At 50.2% G+C, this 21,671-nt stretch carries 11 protein-coding genes; 3 read left to right on the forward strand and 8 right to left on the reverse strand.

Annotated features, from left to right (window positions below; genetic code table 11):
* On the reverse strand, positions 1 to 906 hold a 906-nt coding region (locus tag IQ260_RS09925; RefSeq protein ID WP_193992949.1), incomplete at its 3' end, for an FprA family A-type flavoprotein.
* 284 nt (positions 907 to 1,190) lie between these two features.
* On the opposite strand from IQ260_RS09925, the gene IQ260_RS09930 reads away from it, so the two are divergent.
* Positions 1,191 to 2,093 (forward strand): alpha/beta fold hydrolase, encoded by a 903-nt coding sequence (locus IQ260_RS09930; protein WP_193992950.1) that lies wholly within the window; start codon positions 1,191 to 1,193, stop codon positions 2,091 to 2,093.
* A gap of 79 nt (positions 2,094 to 2,172) precedes the next feature.
* Here IQ260_RS09930 and IQ260_RS09935 read toward each other — a convergent pair whose 3' ends face one another.
* From IQ260_RS09935 to IQ260_RS09945, 3 genes are all read right to left on the reverse strand, one after another.
* Positions 2,173 to 3,231 (reverse strand): serine/threonine-protein kinase, encoded by a 1,059-nt coding sequence (locus IQ260_RS09935; protein ID WP_193992951.1) that lies wholly within the window; start codon positions 3,229 to 3,231, stop codon positions 2,173 to 2,175.
* A gap of 184 nt (positions 3,232 to 3,415) precedes the next feature.
* Positions 3,416 to 4,522, reverse strand: a complete 1,107-nt coding sequence (locus IQ260_RS09940; RefSeq protein WP_193992952.1) for a sensor histidine kinase — start codon at positions 4,520 to 4,522, stop codon at positions 3,416 to 3,418.
* Entirely contained in the window at positions 4,515 to 5,246 is a 732-nt protein-coding gene (locus IQ260_RS09945) for a response regulator transcription factor (protein ID WP_193992953.1), read from the reverse strand. The genes IQ260_RS09940 and IQ260_RS09945 overlap by 8 nt, the downstream gene beginning before the upstream one ends.
* A gap of 275 nt (positions 5,247 to 5,521) precedes the next feature.
* Here IQ260_RS09945 and IQ260_RS09950 point away from each other — a divergent pair, with 275 nt between their 5' ends.
* Both IQ260_RS09950 and IQ260_RS09955 read left to right on the forward strand, forming a co-directional pair.
* The gene (locus IQ260_RS09950) at positions 5,522 to 7,561 is read left to right on the forward strand and encodes a hypothetical protein (RefSeq protein ID WP_193992954.1); all 2,040 of its coding nucleotides are present in this window, start codon (positions 5,522 to 5,524) and stop codon (positions 7,559 to 7,561) included.
* A gap of 689 nt (positions 7,562 to 8,250) precedes the next feature.
* Complete coding sequence (locus IQ260_RS09955) at positions 8,251 to 10,707, forward strand: DUF6851 domain-containing protein (RefSeq protein WP_193992955.1); 2,457 nt, start codon at positions 8,251 to 8,253, stop codon at positions 10,705 to 10,707.
* A gap of 74 nt (positions 10,708 to 10,781) precedes the next feature.
* On the opposite strand, the gene IQ260_RS09960 is transcribed toward IQ260_RS09955, so the two are convergent.
* From IQ260_RS09960 to IQ260_RS09975, 4 genes are all read right to left on the reverse strand, one after another.
* On the reverse strand, positions 10,782 to 14,072 hold the full coding sequence (locus IQ260_RS09960) for a CHAT domain-containing protein (protein WP_193992956.1): 3,291 nt from the start codon (positions 14,070 to 14,072) through the stop codon (positions 10,782 to 10,784).
* Between the two features lie 77 nt (positions 14,073 to 14,149).
* Positions 14,150 to 15,253 carry a tetratricopeptide repeat protein gene (locus tag IQ260_RS09965; protein ID WP_193992957.1) on the reverse strand — a complete coding sequence of 368 codons (1,104 nt, stop codon included), beginning with the start codon at positions 15,251 to 15,253 and terminating at the stop codon, positions 14,150 to 14,152.
* A gap of 26 nt (positions 15,254 to 15,279) precedes the next feature.
* On the reverse strand, positions 15,280 to 19,755 hold the full coding sequence (locus tag IQ260_RS09970; protein ID WP_193992958.1) for a TIR domain-containing protein: 4,476 nt from the start codon (positions 19,753 to 19,755) through the stop codon (positions 15,280 to 15,282).
* 155 nt (positions 19,756 to 19,910) lie between these two features.
* Positions 19,911 to 21,104 carry a D-Ala-D-Ala carboxypeptidase family metallohydrolase gene (locus IQ260_RS09975; protein ID WP_193992959.1) on the reverse strand — a complete coding sequence of 398 codons (1,194 nt, stop codon included), beginning with the start codon at positions 21,102 to 21,104 and terminating at the stop codon, positions 19,911 to 19,913.
* Positions 21,105 to 21,671 lie beyond the last annotated feature (567 nt).

The following is a 21,671-nucleotide window of genomic DNA, read 5'->3' on the forward strand; positions in this document are numbered from 1 at the left end:
GTTCTGGGGGGCCTGTTCGGCATTGATGGACTCGACTGCTACACCTGCTTTGGTGATGCCTCGGGCGATGGCCTGACCAATGGTAGCGGTGTTGCCATAGGCTGAGGCATAAATCAATGCAACGGTTAGGGTCTGCTGCTTTTGTTGATCACACCACTGGGTGTATCGCTGGGTGAGTTCATGGATGCCGTATTTGACCATGGGACCATGGCCAGCGCCGTAGAGCTGGGCAGGAAAGTCACTCAGCTTTTCGAGGGCGGTGGTCACTTGCTTGGCATTGGGAGCCATTACGGTATCAAAGTAATAGCGGCGATCGTCTAGCAAGCCTGCCCAGTCCAGGTCGTAGGCGTCGTCGCTGCAAATGTGGGTGCTAAAAAATTTGTCCGTGTAAAGGATGTAGCTGTAGGGGTCGTAGGTGCTGAGTCCGTCAGGCCAACGGGGGGTGGGTACGGGCATAAACTGCAGTCGATGTCCCTGGCCAAGATCCAGGGTGTCGTCGGCGCTTTTGATGATAAGGGGAGGATTTTGTAGGGGAAGCTCAGCTGCTTTGATGGCGATCGCACCCGGATTGGAACACACAATAGTGACCTGGGGAGCCTCTGTGATCAAGTGCTGCAGAGTTTCTAGACGGTTGGGGTTGATGTGGCCCAGGATAATGTAATCGAGCTGATCGAGGGGAATCTGCGATCGCAAAGACTCCAAAAAGATAGCCGTAAACGATCCCCCCGGCGGATCAATCAACGCAGTCCGATCGGCCTTAATTAAGTAAGCATTAGCCGTTGTGCCCTTTTCTAGGGCATATTCAATCTCAAACCGGAGTCGATTCCAACTTCGAGAGCGCAAGACCAGAGTATCAGCGGCGATGGGTAATACTTGTACGTCCCTCTTTTTTTTGATCTCGGTCATAGTGCGCCTCGCTGTCTTGGGTAAGTGGTGAGTGGCGATTGGTGAGTGGCGATTAGTGAGTAGTGTTCGCACTGTCTAGGTAACCCGCTAAATCCTTGAACTCAGAATTTGAGTTTTTGGAGGACTAGCCAACTCATTTACAAATACTTCTTAACCTATCTTAACGGTATCTGTAGGTAGGCCACTATTGGTTCCTTTAATAGTCAACCGTCTGAAGTTAGAGGATAGTTATCACAGATTGATCGAACTCCCGATATAAAGTCCCAATATAGAGCCAACCTGATATGAAGCGAGCCCAAGCCATGACTCGTCCTGACCTGGGACACCAGCATTTTTGGTACTGGCGCGGTTGGCGAATGCGCTACACCTACTTAAAACCATCGGACTCAGCTGCCCAACAGCGCACACCGATGCTTTTGATCCATGGGTTTGGCGCCAGCCTGGAGCAGTGGCGATCTAATCTCAGTACCTGGAGCCAACAGAGGCCAGTCTACGCCCTTGATCTATTGGGATTTGGCCATTCTCAAAAGGCGGCTGTGCTATTGGGCGCGGATGTATGGCAGCAGCAAACCCATGACTTCTGGCAAGCATTTATTGGCCAGCCGGTGATCCTGATAGGCCATTCCCTGGGGGCCTTGGTAGCGCTGACAGCGGCTGCGAGACATCCGGCCATGGTGCAGCGGCTGATTTTATTCACATTACCCCTGGCCCGTCAGGAGCTGGTATCAGGCTGGCTAGATCGCTTAGCACGGGGAATCGAAGGGCTGTTTGCTACTCCTCTGTTGCTCCGGCCTTTGTTTGGGGTGGTGCGTCAGTCCCGGTTTATTCGGCGGGTTTTAATCAGTATCTATCAACGGCCTGAACGAGTGGATGCAGCGCTGGTGTCCCTGTTTACACGCCCCACCTTGGAGCGCGGAGCAGCGCGAACGCTGTGCTACCTCGTTAAATCTCGGACCCAGCCAGATTTTAGTGAGGATACAGCCGACCTCATTGGGCAGGTGACAGTGCCCATCCTGCTGCTGTGGGGCAACCAAGATCGGGTGCTACCGTTCACCTGGGCTAGACAGATTCTGGCTACAAACCCGCAAATTGCCTACCGAGAACTTAAGGGGGCCGGGCACTGTTTTTATGATGAAGTACCTGAGGAAATGGACGCTGTGATGCAGCTGTGGCTGGCTCAGGCCTAGCCCCTCGCTTTTTGAGAAGGCCACCCCAGGATTGGGGTTGGGGGCCTGGATAACTGGTAACTTCACACCAGAAATGTCCTTAGAGGGGAAATGCCGGACCCGTATTTTTTTGCCGACGCTGACGCAAACGGCGGATAGCGGCGGCCCGCCGTTGAATCGGAGACTGGTTTTGGTCTAAATCGACTGCAGTTTTCTGCTCAGGGGATTCCTCAGTTTTAGGCACCCGATTGAGACACTGTTCCAAATTGCTGTAGTGGGCATCGAGCTGTAGGGTACGCTGCAAGTCATCGATGCGCTTGAAGCGCTCCGATAGATCCGTTGTCAACATTTTGGCGAGCAGCCGCTCAAAGGGTCTACTGATGTTGACTGACCGCTGCCAATCAAGCTCCTGTGTCTCGGGGTCAAGATCAAACTCCAGGGGCGACTTGCCGGTTAGCAGATATAGACACGTGATGCCCAGCGCATAGATATCGCTGCTATAGGTAGGGCGTAGGGCCAGCTGCTCGGGAGGAGCAAACCCCATGGTGCCAACAAAGTGAGTAGTGGGACTGGCGGCATGGTCGCCGGGGTCATCATCATGGTGTAGACATTCCCGCACGGCCCCAAAGTCCAGTAGAACCAGGCGATTATCATCGCGACAGCGGATAATGTTGGGGGGTTTGATGTCCCGATGGATGACCCGGTTTCTATGGATGTAGCGCACCGCTGGTAGAACTTCTGCCAGAAACTTTTTTACCGCTGGTTCTTTCTGGGCACCCCCTTTACGAACTTCACGACTGAGGGTGTCGCCGTGAACATATTCCTGGACTAAAAAGAACTCCCCTTTGAAGGTGAAGTAGTCAAGGAGCATGGGGAGTTGGGAATGACTGCCTAAGCGACCCAGAATTCTGGCCTCGCGGCGAAAGCGCTGTTTGGCCCGCTCTAAGGCAATGGGATGACTAACCTTAGGAAAAAGCTGTTTGATCACACACAGGGGAGACCCTGGAAGCATGCGATCGCGAGCCAAGTGGGTAACTCCAAAACCACCTCGACCCAGAATTCGCACGACCTCATAGCGATCGCGAAAAAGCTGACCAGAGTCACAAAGTCGCTTACTGAGACGGGGATCCTGACGATCTTGAGAGTTAGGATTGGACATGGGCGAAAGGAAGCGGACAGTTAATAGCCGCAGCTGGCGGCAGGCTCAATCGAACCAACCGCACTGCTATGATGGGATGATAGCGCCCACCAGTTGGATGTCCGCAGTGACGATCATTAATGTTAACTATTATGACTGATCTACGGGTGCTTGTAATCAGTGCTGGTGTTGTCTATGTCAAAACTTAGCGGGTTTGCGTAGCTTTGGGCAACCAAAATTGAAATGTGCTGCCATGGTCGATTTGACTGCTAACCGTAATTTCACCCCCCTGAAGCTCGACCAGGCGTTTGCAGATGGCTAGACCAATGCCTGTACCACCAGAGCCGCGACTGCGGGAACGATCGGCCCGCCAAAATCGTTCAAATACATGGGATAGGTCGGCGGACGCAATACCGATACCGGTGTCTTTGACCGCCAGCCAGACCTGATTGTCCTGGGACCAGACTTGAACAGTGATTTTGCCTGTATCTGTGTACTGGAGGGCATTACCCAGTAAATTCACCAGAATTTGTTCAGTGCGCGTCGGATCGGCATTAACAGGGGGTAAATCTGGAGAAATTTCTACGACAATCTGCGGATTTTTGGATTCTATCTGCTGGGTACGAAAGTGCTGGGTAACTTGCTGGACAATGGGCAGAAGATTTACGGTTTGCCGTTGAATCGGCAGATAGCCCGATTCTAATTTAGAAAGTTCTTGTAAATCCTCCACTAGCCGCTGCAGTCGTTGGGTTTCGCGAATCAGCCGGTCGTAGGTAGCGGGCGTAGCGGGTAATTTTTCATCACTGAGCGCTTCTAGATAGCCACGGACAATAGTGAGGGGGGTGCGCAGCTCATGGGATAAATCGCTGACTAGCTCCCGCCGCTGCTGCTCTACCCGTTCTAGCTCGCTGGCCATGCGGTTAAAGCCATGGCCTAGCTGATGCAGCTCTGGAATATCCGATGGAGGCACCCGCACTGCCCAGTCGCCTGCGGCAAAACGCTGGGTGATCTGCTCCATGCGGGTGAGGGGCCGGATAATCCGTCGAGATAGCAGATAGCTAATGCCGCCAGCGGCCCCGCCCCCCAACAGCACTGACCACACCATGCCTCGGGTCCAGGCATCGGCAAAACTTTCTAAAATTTGCCCACGCATCTGTTGAATGCGAATCCCCCGTCCTTCTAGGCGTTCTAGGGTAACGACAAAGTAGCGAGGCGTCGATAAACGGCTCACCCCGGCTAGGGCAATAATCGCCACCGCCATTACGATCAGGTGAGAGACAAATAATCGGGTTCTCAATGGGACTTTAGCCATCTTCAAACCGATACCCTACACCGACAACGGTTTTGATAAATGTGGGCTGGGCCGGATTGGGTTCGATCTTTTTCCGCAGGCGGGCAACGTGGGTGTCGACTACCCGTTCATCACCAAAAAAGTTGTCACCCCAGAGCTTTTCGATCAGCTGTGGCCGATTCCAGACGCGACCAGGATAGCTTACAAAGGTGGCCAATAGGTCAAACTCCAGTGGTGTGAGGTCTAGGGCCATCGCCTTTGATGTCTGTTGGGGATGGGCGTTGGCATGGGTATCGGGATAGGTATAAAGAACCGAGCGCCCATCCAGGTCGAGGGTAAAATGAGCGGTCTGGCAGGTTTGGGGGGATTCGGTGCGTCGCAGGCTGCGCCGCAGTAAGGCTCGGACCCGAGCGACCAGTTCCCGAGGACTAAAAGGCTTGACCATATAGTCATCAGCGCCAGTAGAGAGACCAATAATTCGGTCAAGTTCTTCACCCTTGGCGGTCAACATCAAAATATAAGGATCTTTAGGCCCAGCGGTTTGGCGGATACGAGCACAGACCTCCAAACCATCTAATCCTGGAAGCATAAGATCGAGGATGATCAGATCTGGCTGAAATCGGGAAAACCGTTCCAGGGCCTCGGTCCCACTGGTGCAAATTTCAGTTGTAAAGTTCTCATTGGTTAGATAAAGCTGAATGAGTTCAGCGATGTCAGCTTCGTCTTCAACAATTAGGACATTCATTGGGCAGTGGGTCTGAGGGGAATCACAATTGCCAGGAATTTTACGGGATTATGCCACTGGCGATTGAACACAGAGAAAAGGGCTTGCGAAAACGTAAACAATAGGCCACTATTCAATAGCTTTGATACCCTGAGGGCCTGAGGCGTCTAAGCTAGCTGTGGGGATAAGCTAAGGGCCATATCCATGATTACATCAATCATTCGGTTATTCGGTGTATTTTGGCAGTTGTTCAGTTGGGCACTTGCCCGAGTGGTTTCCTAGTGGAGGCGTAGAGCATGAGTCTAGCGTCGGCGTTTACTTTGAGTCGCTTATCGGCGGATCTGACCTACGATTTGGGTAGAGTGCCGGAGGTGCCTGAAGAGATAGCGGTGCAGTGTGCCGTCAGCCGAGGCAAGCTCATGGTGCTGTTGGAAAGCCCCTATGCGAATACGGTACCTGCGAATCATGTGTTTGCCCAGGTGGAAACGTTAGTTCGTCATCGCCTGGAGATTGATGGGTTACCTGTGGAGGCAGAATTCTTAGGAGCCACTGGCAATCCCGTTGCCATCAAGGTTTATCTAAAGCAGCAAGGGGCACCAAAACCCAGCGCGGTCCATCGGTTTAACTGGCTGTTGCAGGACAGTTCAGGCCCCATTTTGTTAGACGATGAGGTCTTTAATGATCAGGCATTTGAGCCATTCTTAAATCAGCCACCTGAGGTGGCTCCTGACAGTCTGTTTGGCGGTATTGATGGCGATATCGACGAGGATGCCGACGAGGACGAGGTTACTGGCGATCTTTCCGAGAACGAATTTTTATCGGGTAAAGAGGCTCTGTTTGGTGAGGACTTAGAGTCGAGTGAAGAATTGTTATCGGGGGAAGCATCGTCAGTGGACGAGCTACTCAACCTGGATGGTCTCTATGGGGATTCCTCGGATGACATGGGAGATATAGGGGAGGCCGTCTCGGTCGGAGAGGACGAGGCTTTCGATGACTATGATGAGCCTGGCAGACGGGTTTCCCCAGGTTTGATGGCCGCTAGTATCACGGTGGTGGCTGTGCTGGGTGTGTTGGGCTACGGTCTGAGTCGGCCCTGTGTGATTGGCGGGTGCGATCGCATCCAGCGAGCCCAAGACTTGGGAGATGCCGCCTTGATTTCCCTGAGGGATCAGCCCTCTCCCCAAACCGTGCTGGACATGGGGGACCAGCTCAATACAGCGGTCAAAACCCTAAAGCCCATACCCCCCTGGTCACGCCACCATGGCAGGGCCCAAGAACTGCTGGCCAACTATGAAGGGGACGCCGATCTATTAAATAAGGTAGCGGCAGCCCAGAAAAATGCTCTAGCTGCTGCTAACGAAAGCCAAAATCCCCCCCATCCCATTGCCCATTGGCAGGGCATTGCCGAGCGCTGGCGTGAGACCATCGCCCAGCTCGAAGAAATCCCCACGGAAAGCCCCATCCATAGTGCATTTGTAGCGCCAAAACTACAGGAATATCGCAACAACTTAGTTACGATTGAAGGCCGGATTTTAGCAGAACAAACGGCTGAGGAAAATCTAAATCAGGCCCAGCTAACGGCCTCTTTAGCCAAGGATCAGGCCGAAATCGCCAATACGCTGCCTGCTTGGAAGACAGCCCTGGAATCTTGGGATCAGGCCGTTAAGCAACTCAAACAAATTCCCCAGGGCACTCTGGCCTATGGTGAGGCGCGTCGGCTACAGCCCCAATATGAGTCCGATTTAGCCGGGGTACGGGCCCGCTATCAGCAGGAGCAGGCAGCCGACCAGTTCTATAACGAAGCGGTGCGCCACGCCACTACGGCCCGACAATATGAATCAGACGATCAGTGGACCCTAGCCATGCTGAGCTGGCGAGATGCGATTACCCAGGTCAAGGGAGTCCCCAAGGGCACATCCCGCCATGGAGATAGTCAAAATCTGCTCAAAACCTACGAACCAGCCCTAGCTGAGGCTCAGGAAAACTTGCGTTTAGCCCTACGGTTTCGCAAAGCTGAAGAGAACTTTGGTCGGATTTGTAAGCCCACTTTTTGTGATTTTGGTCTGAAAGGGGGGACGGTGCAGCTGGCCTTGGCACAGGGCTATGATGCCCTGGCAGATTTTTCCATTGCCGATCCCAATACCCGTCCTGGTATCAGTGTTCCGGCTTCGGATCAGATGATCGAGGAGGTCAATCAGCTGCTCCAAGAAGTGATCAATATTGGTAAGCGCACCCAGCTACCCATCGAACTCTACAGTGCGAACGGTGAATTTATTGCTCGGTTTAGCCCAGAGCTAGAAGGATATGTCAAGAACGTGGTAGTACAGCCAAATTAGACAGTGGCCCAGTTGGGTTAAATCGTTTCGCCATGAACACTTTAGAAGATTGAAAGCTCACTGATGAAGCTGATGACAGCGTACAGATAGAGTGTTTTGCCGACATCTGATCACGACGGGAAATGTAGTCGCTTCAGAACTGTCGAAGAACAACCCAAACAAATAGATTGAAGGCAAATTCATTATCGATAGGTCTTCAACAACATTGCTTATTTTATGACGTGGCTGCTTGAGAGAATGAGCCAATCTAACAGACATGAATTATGACTTCACCTAAAAGATATCGTCATAATTCGAAGCAGAAACACCGATTTCATAGTTATATCTATCACTTCTGGAGTCTTAGCAGAAACTTCAGAAATATCCCGCCAGGTTGTAAGGATTTGACCTGTAGCGGGCAAAATATTGGCAAGTTGGAACTTCTCAGATAGGCTCCAAGTCGCTGACATTGTTGGTGCACTATATCGACATCCCGGTTTGTTTGGAATGACTAAAGATGACTGAAAACTGACCGGGAAACTGAGGTTCCTATACTACCCAATATGTTCTGCCAGGCATAGCTTAGCAAGCATCATAAAAATTGATACAACAACATATTCCAATGTTTTAGGCACATTGGAATATAGCCTGTTTGCCGGAATCTCTCACGTCGAGGCAAAGAGTATTAAATTCCTCGAGAAGTGCTAAATATGGCTGATATTCAACTAGTTCTTGATCCTACGTCGCAGCTTGTAACTGTTAATGATCCATCCCCAACTGTGTCAGTGCGTTGGGATCAAGCTGTGCAAAAAGCTGTCATCAATACAGCTCCAGGGCCGACCATCGCATCACGGGCCTATGGCATCCTGCATACTGCTATGTTTGATGCCTGGGCAGCCTATGACCTGGGGGCTGTGGCGACCCAGCTAGCAGACGATCTGCAACGACCCCTCTCAGAAAATACAGAAGTCAACAAAATCGAAGCCATGAGCTTCGCGGCCTATCGGGTTTTGGTGGAACTATTTCCCACCCAGCGCGGTATTTTTGACCAGCTGATGGTTGAATTGGGACTTGATCCTAACAATACGACGGTCAACACCAGTACAGCTGCCGGTATCGGTAACGTTTCTGCAGAGGCCCTGATGCAGAAACGTCGTCAGGACGGAGCTAACCAACTCAATGGCTATGTGGATAATACGGGCTATCAGCCAGTGAATGCTGGCTCAAACAATATTACTGACCTTGAGAAATGGACACCTGAATTTGTCCCCATTGATTCTACTGGAAATCAGCAACAGTTTCTCACACCTCAATGGGCAGTTGTTGACCCGTTTGCCCTGGATTCCCCAGGCGCTCTACGACCGGTCGCACCAGAACCCTTTCTACTAGTTGACGGAGCAACCGTTGATCTCGATGCAGGGACAATTACCCTGGCTGATAATTCAGTGGTGGTCATTACCCCTGCCATTGTTGGGACAATCATTAACCCGGACTTTATTACACAAACTGAGCGGGTTGTCGCGGCCAGTGCTAACCTAACCGATGAACAAAAGCTGATTGCAGAGTTTTGGGAAGATGGTGGTGGCACCTCTTTCCCTCCAGGTACCTGGCTAACCTTTGGTGAATTTGTGTCGGCCCGTGATGACAATACCCTAGATGAAGATGCAGAGCTATTCTTTGCCTTGGGTAATGCTGTCTTTGATGCAGGTGTTGCTACCTGGGAAGCTAAGCGATTTTATGACTATGTACGCCCTGTACGCGCTATTCGTGAACTGGGTGCGTTGGGGCTGCTCAATAATGGGACAATTGGCACCGATGCCATTACCAACGAAACCGGTTTTGTGATTGAGGCCTGGTCCCCTGGAGCCGGCACCCAAACAATTCTAGCCGAGAACTTTCTAACCTATCAGACCCCTGGTCAAGATCCCTCTCCACCGTTTGCAGAATATACCTCTGGCCATAGCTCCTTTAGTGCGGCTGGAGCAGAAATTCTACGGCGATTTACGGGCAATGATAGCTTTGGTGGCTCTGTTACATTTCAGTCAGGTGAGTCACGCTTCGAAAATACGGTAACACCTGCTTTAGCAACAACTTTAGCATGGGATACATTTACAGCTGCCGCTGATGAGGCGGGACTTTCTCGCATCTACGGCGGTATCCACTTTGACGACGGTGATATTAATGGCCGTGCCCTGGGTCGCGCCGTGGGTAATGAAGTATGGGACCAGGTACAAACCTTTGCAAATGGTGCTACTACGGTTAATCTCGAGTTCAGCCTGGCACAGCTCAGCGCCAGTCTAGAGATTGGTGTATTTGTCGCTGATGACGCCATTGGTACTATTGATGGTCTAGCGCCTGGCGACCCTGGCTATACCGAAGCCGCCCTGGCTCGTTGCGCCGTACTCTTCTCTCCTATTCCTGACAATGCTGACTTTAGTGTAAGTTTTAGTTCTGTTAGCACCCGCTCATTTATCAGTGGTAGCTACTTAAGCTTTTTCTCCATTAGCGGTGGTACGATCGATAGCTTTCTGCGCGGTGGGGGTGGCAGCGTTTCTTTTTCTAGTATCCGTCAGGTAGAGACAACGACCGTTGACTTTAGCCTTGAGATTGAAGGTCTCAATGTTAGTGCTACCCAGGTAAATACGGTGCCTATCGGTATTGGCTATCAGGGGGTGAGCCAAGCTGAGATTATTGACTTGACCAGTTTGAGCGCCGCTGTGGATGTGAACTTCACCATCCAGCGTGAGGCGTCCTTAAAAAGTGTTGTGGGCTTTTATGCCATTGATGATATTTCGGGACAAATCAAGGACACGTCAGGTAATGCCATCAGTGCAGGTGTCACTACGGAGTATATTCAGGCTGCTCTCAATAGTCGCATTGCGGATATCTCTTTGTCTGTGGAGAATAACAGTAGCACGACGATTACGAGCACGTTAGAGGCGGGACAAATTATTGCGCCGTTCATCGTTGTCAATGGCACGATTGAAGAATTACTAGATGGTGATGCTGGTAACGATCCGGCCATTTATTTCCCCTTTATCGGTGCCAATGCGGACGGGGCGGATCATGTTCGTCTACTGGGGAACAATGTATTTGGTTTTGAGGACCTGCCCGGCGGTGGCGATCTTGATTTTGATGACTTTGTTGTTGAAGTTTCGTTTGGCTAGAGTGTGACTCATCAGGGGGGAGGCCAGTCTCCTTCTCCCTTTACCACTATCCTAAGGCTCCTGGTTGAGAGCCTTTACCAAGGACTACCCACAAGACTAAACGCGGCCCAATAGTACGGATGACTGAAATTTCGCTGACCGTCAATGGTGAGTTCGGTAGGCAGCTGTTGCGATTCGCCTAGGCCTTTGAGCTGGTCGTTGTCTACAAAAATGTCGCCTCGGATCATGGCTAGCTGTGCTGCCCGTAGGGCTTCTGCTTTAATGGTAGGCTGGCTATCCTGCAGCTGTCGATAGAGTTCAATCATCAGCCCCGCCGAGGCCTCGTCACTGACGCTCCAGAGACTGGCTATGGAGGTTTTGGCCCCGGATAACACTGCAAATCCGGCAAATCCTAGCTCTGCTGAACGATTTCCTAAGGCAGTTTGGCAGGCGCTCAACGTTATTAACTCCACTGAGGGTTGATGTAATCCTAGGGTACGAATCTGGGTTAGCGCTAGTTTCTGATTGTGTAGATAAAGATACGAGTTAGACAGGTCGCCCACATTAAATTCCCCATGGGTGGCCAGGTGAATGATGCCAGATGGACTTTTCTGTCGTTCGCCCTTCAGGGTATCAAGAACAAATGTGTCGCCCTGTAGTAAGGTGTTAGACCATTTCGATGAAATAGATGCGAGTTCTACCGGTACTCCAGGTAATGCTGCTTGATCAGCAAAGGTGGACGTCCCTGCCAAAAGAACATCGACATTGCTAAGGTCTTGATAGGTCAGATCTGTCAGGCTCAGGCTGGGCATCAGCCCGATATTGTAGTTCTGGATAATAAAATCCTTACCATCGTGCAGAGCTGCTAGGGGGGTGGACCGTAGTCCTGCATCGGTAATAAAGCTAATGGTGTCAATGCCCTCAGCATCTAACTGGTCTTGGAGTGGAGCGACCAGCCATTGATACAGTTGTTGAGCAGCGGTTAGATAGGATGTCTCCCCATCACTGGCACGATTGGGGGTAGAAACCTGACGACGCAGCCGCTGAGCCATGGCTAGAACGTCTTCTCGAGTGACCTGTAGCGGGACATAAACTGGATCCCCGGCAGCTGTGATCAGCATTAGCTCCAGTGGGTCTGCAGCTGTCGGCATACTGATAACGTTATTTTCTGTAGCCGCAGCTGGATTAATCCCAAAGACTGCATAGATCAGGGCTGGTTTTTTACCGGTTGCGCGTTGTACTGCCAGCAATTTTTTCTGCGCGGAAGGTAAGTCAACAATGTCAGGCATCTGCCCTAGCTCAACTTGTTCGATAACGCTGGGAGATATGGCGTCTTTATCTAGAGAAGACTCTTCAGATGAGAGCAGACTAGGACGTAAGTACTCAACAAACTCTTCGGTCAGACGATTTTCTAATCGCAGAAAAATCTGTTCAGGATCGTCGGTTGGATTAACCGCTATGCTATTTCCGCTAGGTATCTCAACGGTATCAGGGGTCATACAGTCTTGGACACAAATCGTCTCGTTATCAAAAGCGAGGATGTCCGTGGCAATAATCTGAATATCACCTGCTGTAAAACTGCCAAAGAACGGCTCGTTTGGATTTCCGTCTGCCAAAGTGTCGGCTCCGGTTGCGATCGCACCCACAGTGCCATTAAGTGAAGCATCCCCAACGTCAAATGGTACGGTATCGCCGCCGCCATGGGTAATAGTAATGCTGCCATCGTCAGTGGCTCCAGCGGTGGCAATAGTGTTAGCGCTACCGGCAATTGTTCCAATCCCTCGAACAGTGTTTTGGGTTGAGGTGATCGTAACGTCACCCCCTGCCCCTGTGACACTGCGGGTATCAATTGAGCCAAAAATAACCGGACCTGGTGGGTCAAGGATGACATTGCCAGCATCACCAATTTCACTAGATGCATCGATGTTGCCGGTTGTAATCGACACACCAGCAAGAAGTTCAACATCACCAGGCTCAAAACCAGAATCACCATTGGAAGCATCAATGTCTCCGGTTGTGATCGATGTTTGAGCATCAAGCACAACGATACCAGAGCTACCGTTCCCACTAGACGTGTTTATATTGCCAGTTGTAATGGATGTTCCAGCTGTCAGATTAACATCATCCCCTCCATCTATACCAGATGCATCAATATTGCCCGTTGTGATTGACGTTTTCGCTATCAAATCCACATCGTTCCCATTGGATAGGATCGTACCAACGTTAATAGAGTCAGCGCTCTCAAATATGATGGAGTCAAGTCCTTCAGGGATAATCAAGTCTCCAGAAAAATCCAGCGCTTGGACGGCTTCTACGGTGAGCCCCCCTGAAACATCTAGATCGCTGTCTAAGACAATGTTACGCTCAACAACTATGATTGCATCTGACTCTAAGGTGCCACCGAGAACGACAGTTCCCGTCTCAGCAACAAACTGAGGAGACCCGGATAAACTAAAAGTGCCGTCTCCATTATCAGTAATACCTGTCGCTGCAGGTATAGGTACAAAAGATCCTGGGCTAGTTATTATTACAGCTCCTGGGAAAAACGGATCAGGAATAACAACTGGAGGTGTCACTATCCCTACGCTTGCAGCTCCCGTAAGTAGCTCCGGTAAGGTCGAAGGGGTAAATGCGGGGAGCGACTGTATAAATGTATCCGGGACTGTCTCAAATTCTAGACTTAACAGGGAGCCCGGTTGACTCAGTCGTATCAAATTTTTCCCTTCGACAGCTGCCACTAATATTTGGCCACCTGAAGTAGACAACCTGCCTGAATTGACAACTTGCCCTCCCAACAACGTTAAGGACTGATTCGATTCAAGCGCTAGGTTACCTGCATTAACAATTGAACTGGCTTGATCGGTTCCAAACACATACCCGGTTGGATTACCCGTGAGGCCACTGAAATTATTAGTCCCCAGGGAGCTAAACAGCGCATTTCCAAAGGCCAGACCAGTAGCGGTTGAGGCTGAAAATGATCCCTCCAAATTAAGAGATGCATTGGTGCCAAAAAGAATTCCCGCTGGGTTTAGTAAATAGAGATTGGCCAGGCCAGTCTCACTGGAGCCAACACTGATTTGTCCGTCAATAATTGAGAAATTACCACCAGTAACACGACCGATAATATTCGTAGCTCCAGCCGAGTTCTCAAACGTGGCACTTTCTCCAGTTATCAGGCCAAATCTATCAAAACTATGGAACAGATTTATCTGGTCACCAGAGCCGACAGTCGTACCATTCTCAATGATGAAATCACCGGCAGTTTCGCTGACTGTAGTATTTGTTCCATCTGGAGCAGCGATAATCGATTGAGCGTTGACCTGGAGCGGTATAAGGTAAACCCCAGCCAGGGCAGCAAATGTGGGTAACAGGAAACGATGAGTCATTGTAGGGTCTCGTCAGGCGAAAAAGAAATATAACTAGCTCTATGTTGGGAATAAACTAACGATGAAGCATAAGCATATTACCCTCCTTGGACAGTGCGGCGAGTTGTTTTGCTTTGCTCTGACACTAGACGAGACAACAGCTGAATCCGCCGGTCTAATCTGGCCACTTCCACATCTTCTTGAAGTTGGTCATAGGCAAGGCGAGCCAAGGTTAATTGATCTAGGGCGTCTTCAAATTGGCCCAGAATGGCATAAACATCAGCTAAATTGACTCGGGCAATGGCTTCGCTAAGAACATTATTATTGCTGGTGGCAAGGCTTAAGGCTTGTCCATAGGTTTCAATCGCTAGCTGGTTAAGTCCCATTTGACTGTAGGTGTCACCCAGGGCGGTATATACCCAGTCAGAAGATGCTGGATTTGCTGTTAATGGGTACAAAATAGCCAGAGCATCCGCATACATTTCTTCCAGGAAGTACACCCCCGCTTTGGCCAAGACAGTATCTTCTGTTTCGGTCGTTAGATTAATACTGGTACTGGCAGCTGGGGTAGCATCGGTTGGAATCGATGGAACAGTGTTGGCGGGCACGGACAGGCTGATATCCTCTGAACCTGCTGGGGTTACCTCTGCTAGTTTCAAGGCTAACACTTCATAATCTTCTTCGAAGAGTATTTGAAAACCTGATTGGTAAAACCCTTCATCTAAGTTAGATGAAACGCCGCTGTCGGTGACGACCTCAATGGAATAATACCGGCCTGGCTCTAACACCAGGTTGGGAAACGGGATTTCGTTGGTTTCCTCAGTACTTTCCCAAAGGGCAAAGCTGGGCTGATCTTGCTCATAGGTCCACTGCCAGAGCCTGACGGTATAGCTGTCGGCACCCTCCACCGGATTCCAACGAATGGCATAAGGCACATCGGGACCCGGCTGCCGCATCCATGAGTTACGGGGTGAAATGACATAGGGGATGGCGGCGTCATTACCGCCGCGAATGCGACCTGTGCGGACACCTCCGGCCTGGGTATTGGAGGCTCGACCTCGCCGTTGGGCACAAGACTGCCAGAAAAAACAGGCATTAGCGGCAGGCGGGTTGAGAATGGGTTCTATAAGACTAAGTCCTAGGACAAGGCCACAGGTGAGGATAAGATGTCGGCGAGAGGACAGCGGTATTGATAATGTCATTGTCAATTCTTTAAACATGATAGCTATCACCCTTTACGCAACCGGTAAGTCATATATCCAACGCTACTGCCTGTAATTCCCCACCCAACTAAGGCTGGGACCCAAGGGATCCAAATGACGGGGCCTATCATGAAACCATAGCAAGCTATGGTCAGCAGACTAATGGAGCCTAGGCTAGCCAGCAGTAAGGGAATAGGCCGCACAAACCACCAAAAAACAACGCCGCCCACGCCAGACCACAGTAAAATCCAACCGGTTTCACCTAAAAATGGCCACCAGCGCATTAGGGGGCGATCTTCGAGTACGGCATTGATTAACTGGCTGAGCATCTGGCCATGGAGATAGATGCCGGGAATAGAATCGCCGTAGGGCGTATTGAACGCATCGGCGCTGCGATCGCTAAAGTCCGTATAACCAATCAGTACGATACGATCCTGAATTAGCTCAGGAGGTACCTCATTTTTAATAACAGCTTCAAGGGAAACCTGCTGTGCAAAATCCTTGAGCCGAGAGCCGGGGCCCTGAGAATCTGGGTCATGGTAGGTACGAAAATTGATCAGGGTTTGATAATCGTCTAAGCCACTCCAGCCTAGGTTCTCCTCGGTTTTATTACTGTAGGCAGTTCCATTGCCATAGAGGTCAGGAATCACTACATCACCCAAAGAAATCGTACCTAGGAACTCATCATCCCCAGTATTTTCATAGGGAATGCCCTCAGTCTCAAGATAAGTTTTAGCTAGCAATAGACTAAAGGATTCTTCGGAGGCACAAGGGCTGCTGCCATCAGCAATCCATTGGGTGAGATAATGACGGCGTACAACTTTACCACCATCTCTCAAGAGGTTAGCAAATCCCACCTGGGCCTCGGGTATCTCATTGCCAATATCGCTAACCTGATTGCTGGCTGTCTGACATATGCCAAACAGATTGTCGGTCTCAGCTAATTTTTGTTTTAAGGGGCCTTTTGCCGGAAAATCGCGGAAGAAATCTAGACCAATGAGTCGGGCTTCGTGGGTATTTAATACCTCAATGGTTTCCAGGAGAGCATTTTCAGGAATGGTACCAATACCAGGGTCATAACGCCCCCCAATCATTTGCTCCCGCAGCCATTCACCACTGGGGCCATCTACTTTGACAATCAGCAACCGTTCATCCTGTTCGGCCTCGTTAGGCCGCAGCCGTAAAAACTGATCGTAAGCGCGGGTTTCTAATACTTGCAATCCGCTAAATAGACGTACAGCAGAGACCGCCAAGCCCGTAGCTAATGTGGCCAATGCCACGGAGCGTACCTTAATCTTTTTGAACGGTAGCGCCTGGCTGGCCCTGATATAGGTCTTTTGCAGATCGGTAACTGGTGGTACTTTGTCAGCAGACTGCTCTAACCAACGCACTGAGTCTGCCAAGTCATTTCCCCGTAGCAAGAAGCTATCATCCCGCTGGCCTGCATTCCATTCAGCGGCCTTGACCAGGAGTCGGGTGTGCGATCGCACATGATAGGGCTCACTTTCCAAGGTACGAAACAGCTCACCAAAATTGACTAAAAAGTCACCGTCATAACGCCGAAAATCAGTCCAGGACAGGGAATCAATCTCCTTTGGCAAGCTCGACTTCAGCACATCTCGATAGATCACTGGCAGAATCCGCTTTTGGCGGGTTTGAGCATAGCTCAGCTCATCCAAACAAGCTTTGCACCGAATAGAACTGGGCGACAATATAAAGAGAACATTTTCAGCATTGTCCATCAGCTGCTGAGCATCATCCAAACGATCGGTTTCTCCAGCAGATCCTTCAGGGGATAACCAGGAGCTTTTCCCTTGAATCAACAGGGTTTCATTCAGGCGCTGAGAAAAGTCAAAGTCATCAATATGGTGAATGAAATACGCCCCCAGGGTTTGATCCGGCGACTGTCTTTGACTGGCCTCTAGAAATGCCAACTGCAGCGGCAAGGCCCCGCCCATAGGCCGATTCTTGGCATTTTGAGCCCAGGCAAAATAGGTATCCTGCATCCGGCGCTGTAGCAGTAAGCTGGGATTTTGCTTCTGCCGTTCCCACTTTAATGCCCTGACCAATAGTCGTTTGTGCTGATTGTAGTACGGAGCATCTCGACGAATGCTACGCAACAGTTCTGCTAGATCTTTGTCTAAATCAACCGCAGCCTTGTTATCCGCTAGATTAATAAACTGAATTTTACGAATCGTGTCAGGGAGCAGATTAACATCAATATCCTCCACCAGCATTGGAATGATGCGTTTATTGAGATCTAAGGCTTGGTCAATCTCCATCTGGCAGTATTCCGATGCCAGGGAAGCCTGAGATATTAGATAGACAATATTGTCGGCTTCTTCAAGACCTCGTTGGATAGCAACTTCAAAGTCTTCCCCCATGCGGATATCCACCGTGTTGGTCCAGACTGTTACCCCCGATTGGAGCAAGTGATAACGTACAATCTCTCGCGTTGTCAGGTCTTCTTCGGCATAGGAGATAAATACCTGGGTCATACCACCATCGGCGGCCTTGATACTCTCAGAGATAAAATCCGCTTGTAACAGACTCGGAGTACAGGGGGGTTGCTCTGCCGTAAACTCTGTGAGCAGCCAGTTTTGAGCCCGCAATCGCTCTTCTCCCATCAGTAGATAGGAGGCCTGATTCTGGTGGCGTTCCCAGGCCAGGGCAGCGATCAAAAGTTCGGTGTGCTGATGCACATAGTCTTCATGACGATGGCACAGCTCCATGAGCCCATTCACAGCGGCGGTGATGTCATCCATCCCTTCCCGAGCATAGATCCAGTTAATTTTACTAATGCCAGGATGCATATTGGGAAAACTGGAATGTTTACCCTTAGCTTTGTAGGTTTTCCACCGATCCGGGCTACGCCCAGGATTGCGAGCCTTCCAGGTGGAATAGCTAATTTCTTCTACCTGTAGTATGGGGATAATCCGTTTGTTGTACTTGAGCGCCAGAGCAATTTCCTTGGCACAGTAGGGGGAGTTGACGGCATGGGGAGTAATGATAAAGATAAAGTTGTGGCTTTTTTCAATACCGTCGTTGATTTGTTCCTGGAAGTCCACCCCCAGGGGAATATCATTTTGGTCAAACCAAACCTGAAACCCTTGGTCGTTCATCTGTTGGCAAAGATCCGTGGCAAAGGCTTTACTATCGGCTCGACCGTAGGAGATAAACGCATCGTAAAATTGGTTAATCCCCTGACTGGCGTTAATGTATGCCGTGTGGAGATCGGTGGGGGAACTACCGGTCGGGATGGGCTCCGATAGCCAGGTCTGGGCCATGGTAAAGTCATCAGTCCTGAGCAAAAACTTGCGATCGCGTCCCTGCCGCTCCCAGGCCAATGCCTTAACCAACACTCGTTTATGCATATCCACATAGCTTGCTGAGCCACGCAGGGTGCGAATAAGCTCATCCACAGCTCGGTCAAAATGAATCTCAGACGCGAGGGATGAAAAATCAATAAACTGCATCATCCGCAGGTCAGTCGGTAGCTGGGCCACATCCATAGACTGTACCAGCAGCGGAATAATGCGCTTATGATAGCGGCGGGCGTAATCCAGCTCCTGCTGACAATACTGAGAAGCCAGGGAGTCAGGCGACAGCAACAAAACAATATTGTCGGCCTTTTCAATACCCTGATTAATCGCCCTCTGAAAGTCTGTCGCCGTGGGAATGTCTACCGTATTAACCCAAACGGTAAACCCCTCTCGCATCAGGCGCTTGCGCACCCTTTCCTGCATATCTATATCTTCTTCACTATAGGAGATAAAAATTTGAGTCATCTGGTCATCGGCGGCCTTCAGACTCTCAGTAATAAATTCACAGTGCAGGCCAGTGGGAATACAGGGGGGCTGTTCCTCTTGAAAGCGTGTACTGAGCCAGCTTTTAGCCTCAGTTAAGGTCTCACCTGTAATTAAACACTCGGGCTGACGCTGCTGGCGTCGCCACTCGAGGGCGTTGACCAACAGCTGCGTATGCTGATGTACGTAGGGCTGCTGTCGGGCCAAGATAGCCTTGAGGCCAGCCATGCCGGTCTCAAAGTCATCAATCCCTTCACGAAAGTACACCCAGTTAATTTTACTAATTTCTGGGTGCATGTTAGGAAAACTGCTGTGGGCGCCTTTTTCTTTTAAGGCTTGCCAGCCCAACTCATTAGCATCAGGGGTGCGCTGTTGCCAGGTTTCATAGCTAATCTCTTCTACATGTAACAGGGGAATAATCCGCTTGTTACAGGCTAAGGCCAGCTCAATTTCCTTAGCACAGTAGGGAGAGTTAACAGAATGGGGAGAAATAATAAACAGAAAATTATCGGCTTTTTCAATGCCATCATTGATCTGATTTTGATAGTCCACCCCCAGGGGAATATCATCAAAGTCAAACCAGACCTTTAAGTCTGCTTCTACCAGACAGTCCTTGATTTGTTGGGCAAATAACCGACTGTCTGCCCTGCCATAGGAAATAAAAACATCCTGTAGAGAGGAAGAGGGTAACGTCATGAGATTTTCAGGATTAGCTTAAATAATTTAATGCCTTAAATGGCTCACCATAAACGGCCTGCCGTCGGCCAAGGAGGACGAGACATAGGGACATGCCCTTAAGAATATTGTAGGTCCAATTGAAAATGAACCTGGACCCTCAGATTAGAAACAGATTAGAACCCATAGTTCCAGCGGGCGCGGTACCCCCGCGCATCAATGTGGGTAAAGACCGAAGCACTGGCCAGACCACCGCGATCGCGCCACCAGGGTTCTAGCTTCTGGTTGACTGCCGGTGGAGAAATACCTTGAACGACAAAGTCTACGGCGTCCCCTGAAAGATGACGGGAGCGACTGGCTCCACCCGCATTACGATTGGATGTGGGGTCGCGATACCAGGAGTTTACCGTAATCGGTCGGCTGCCCAAGTAGTCTCGCACTTCTTCCATCACCTCTGCGATTTTGAGAATGCCGTTAACCACGTTCTCATCGACAGGAATGCGATTCCCATTTTTGGTGGCCTCAGCCCAGCTAAAGTGACCACTCGTCAGAATCGGATCGCCCAGGTACACTGTGCCCAGCCTCGGAACAGTAATCGGACGACCCCGATCTCTTGCTGCAATCTTGGGTTCCGGCGCCACCGGAGGATCTTGCGGTTTATTGTTGGGTTCGGTGCCCTCTAGCTGGATATGCTGAGCAAATACATACCAGTCAACCCGATCCTGTTGTCCCATCAGCACCCCATCGGGAATGCGGACTTTTACATGATTGCTCTTGTCCGGGTCATCTTGGAGCAGGTGTAGACGAGTCCCGGCGGATACGCGAATCTTATCTGCTTCTGATAGCTTAAAGCTTTGCTCCGGTCTGATTTTAAATAGGGTATCGGTCAATACCAGCAGTTCCGTACCGGCATCGGGGCTACCCATATCGATCAGCTGCTGCTGTTGTAAATAGCGGACAATGGCCGCTGCCCCGATGCGAGCTGTTTTTTGCGTGAGCACATTGGTGCCCCCCCATACCCAGGTTGACTCCTGACCAGCACCGCCACGAAAGCCATTCCACAGGTCAAATCCCCACAGCAGTGCCCCCAAGGTACGTGTCTTGGCTTGGTGATATCGTTTGGCAATCAATACATCTGTCACCTGACGCTCAAACTGGGCCGGCTCACGAAAATTCCACTCGCTGTAGTGCAACACGCCAATAAACCACCAGGGCACTCCAGTCGCTTTCTCAACGGCCTCGTAGTGCGATCGCAGCTGCACCATACGACCCACTATACCTCTGACCGTAGGCTCTGTTTCTGGCTGCAGCGCACAGTTCTTAAATGCCGCACTGTATTCTGCTTCAAGCTTCTCTAGAGTTAAATCCATGAACGTTGGTGGATGAAACAACCTGACAAAAATTAGGGCCTGTCGTCTCCCTACTCTTCATAGCCTATGCTTTCTGGCTCGTTCTACCAGCAGACCCCAGATAGGACCAAACTAGAGCCAACATCATCATCTAATCAATTTCACTAAAATCTTGCTTCCCTACAGGAGAAAAATCTTTACAAAAATCACAAAAATCACCCAGCGATTACTGAGTTACCCCCTTTATCAGCCCCTGCCAAGTTAACCGAGAGTGCATCAAAAGTCCCTAAACTCGGCTGTTTTTCCAACGTTTTAGTCGTGATGCGATTACCGGTAACATTTATCAAAATTTTATGACACCTCAAGTAATCGAATTTATACTTTAACGATGGTGTTTCTAGCCAAATTTTTAAGTAAGTTAAATTCTTCGTGATTTCGCAATATAAATTAACTTTTACAAACCCAAAAGTCTGATTTTAAAGGTGAACCGTGTACCTTTGAGTTGCCTTCAATTCTAGGTGGCTGCTTAAATGTTTATGTATAATTCCTGGCAGCCAACCCTGATCGGCCCGTAAGGGTGGTCAGATG

It is taken from the genome of Leptolyngbya cf. ectocarpi LEGE 11479, from assembly GCF_015207065.1.
Lineage (GTDB): Bacteria > Cyanobacteriota > Cyanobacteriia > Phormidesmidales > Phormidesmidaceae > Leptothoe > Leptothoe ectocarpi.

Excerpts from the sequence above, each read along its gene's own strand:
- IQ260_RS09955 (WP_193992955.1), top strand. The coding sequence starts at position 8,251 with ATGGCTGATATTCAACTAGTTCTTGATCCTACGTCGCAGCTTGTAACT.
- IQ260_RS09930 (WP_193992950.1), top strand. The coding sequence starts at position 1,191 with ATGAAGCGAGCCCAAGCCATGACTCGTCCTGACCTGGGACACCAGCAT.
- IQ260_RS09970 (WP_193992958.1), bottom strand. The coding sequence starts at position 19,755 with ATGACGTTACCCTCTTCCTCTCTACAGGATGTTTTTATTTCCTATGGC.
- IQ260_RS09975 (WP_193992959.1), bottom strand. The coding sequence starts at position 21,104 with ATGGATTTAACTCTAGAGAAGCTTGAAGCAGAATACAGTGCGGCATTT.
- IQ260_RS09935 (WP_193992951.1), bottom strand. The coding sequence starts at position 3,231 with ATGTCCAATCCTAACTCTCAAGATCGTCAGGATCCCCGTCTCAGTAAG.
- IQ260_RS09965 (WP_193992957.1), bottom strand. The coding sequence starts at position 15,253 with ATGACATTATCAATACCGCTGTCCTCTCGCCGACATCTTATCCTCACC.
- IQ260_RS09945 (WP_193992953.1), bottom strand. The coding sequence starts at position 5,246 with ATGAATGTCCTAATTGTTGAAGACGAAGCTGACATCGCTGAACTCATT.
- IQ260_RS09940 (WP_193992952.1), bottom strand. The coding sequence starts at position 4,522 with ATGGCTAAAGTCCCATTGAGAACCCGATTATTTGTCTCTCACCTGATC.
- IQ260_RS09960 (WP_193992956.1), bottom strand. The coding sequence starts at position 14,072 with ATGACTCATCGTTTCCTGTTACCCACATTTGCTGCCCTGGCTGGGGTT.
- IQ260_RS09950 (WP_193992954.1), top strand. The coding sequence starts at position 5,522 with ATGAGTCTAGCGTCGGCGTTTACTTTGAGTCGCTTATCGGCGGATCTG.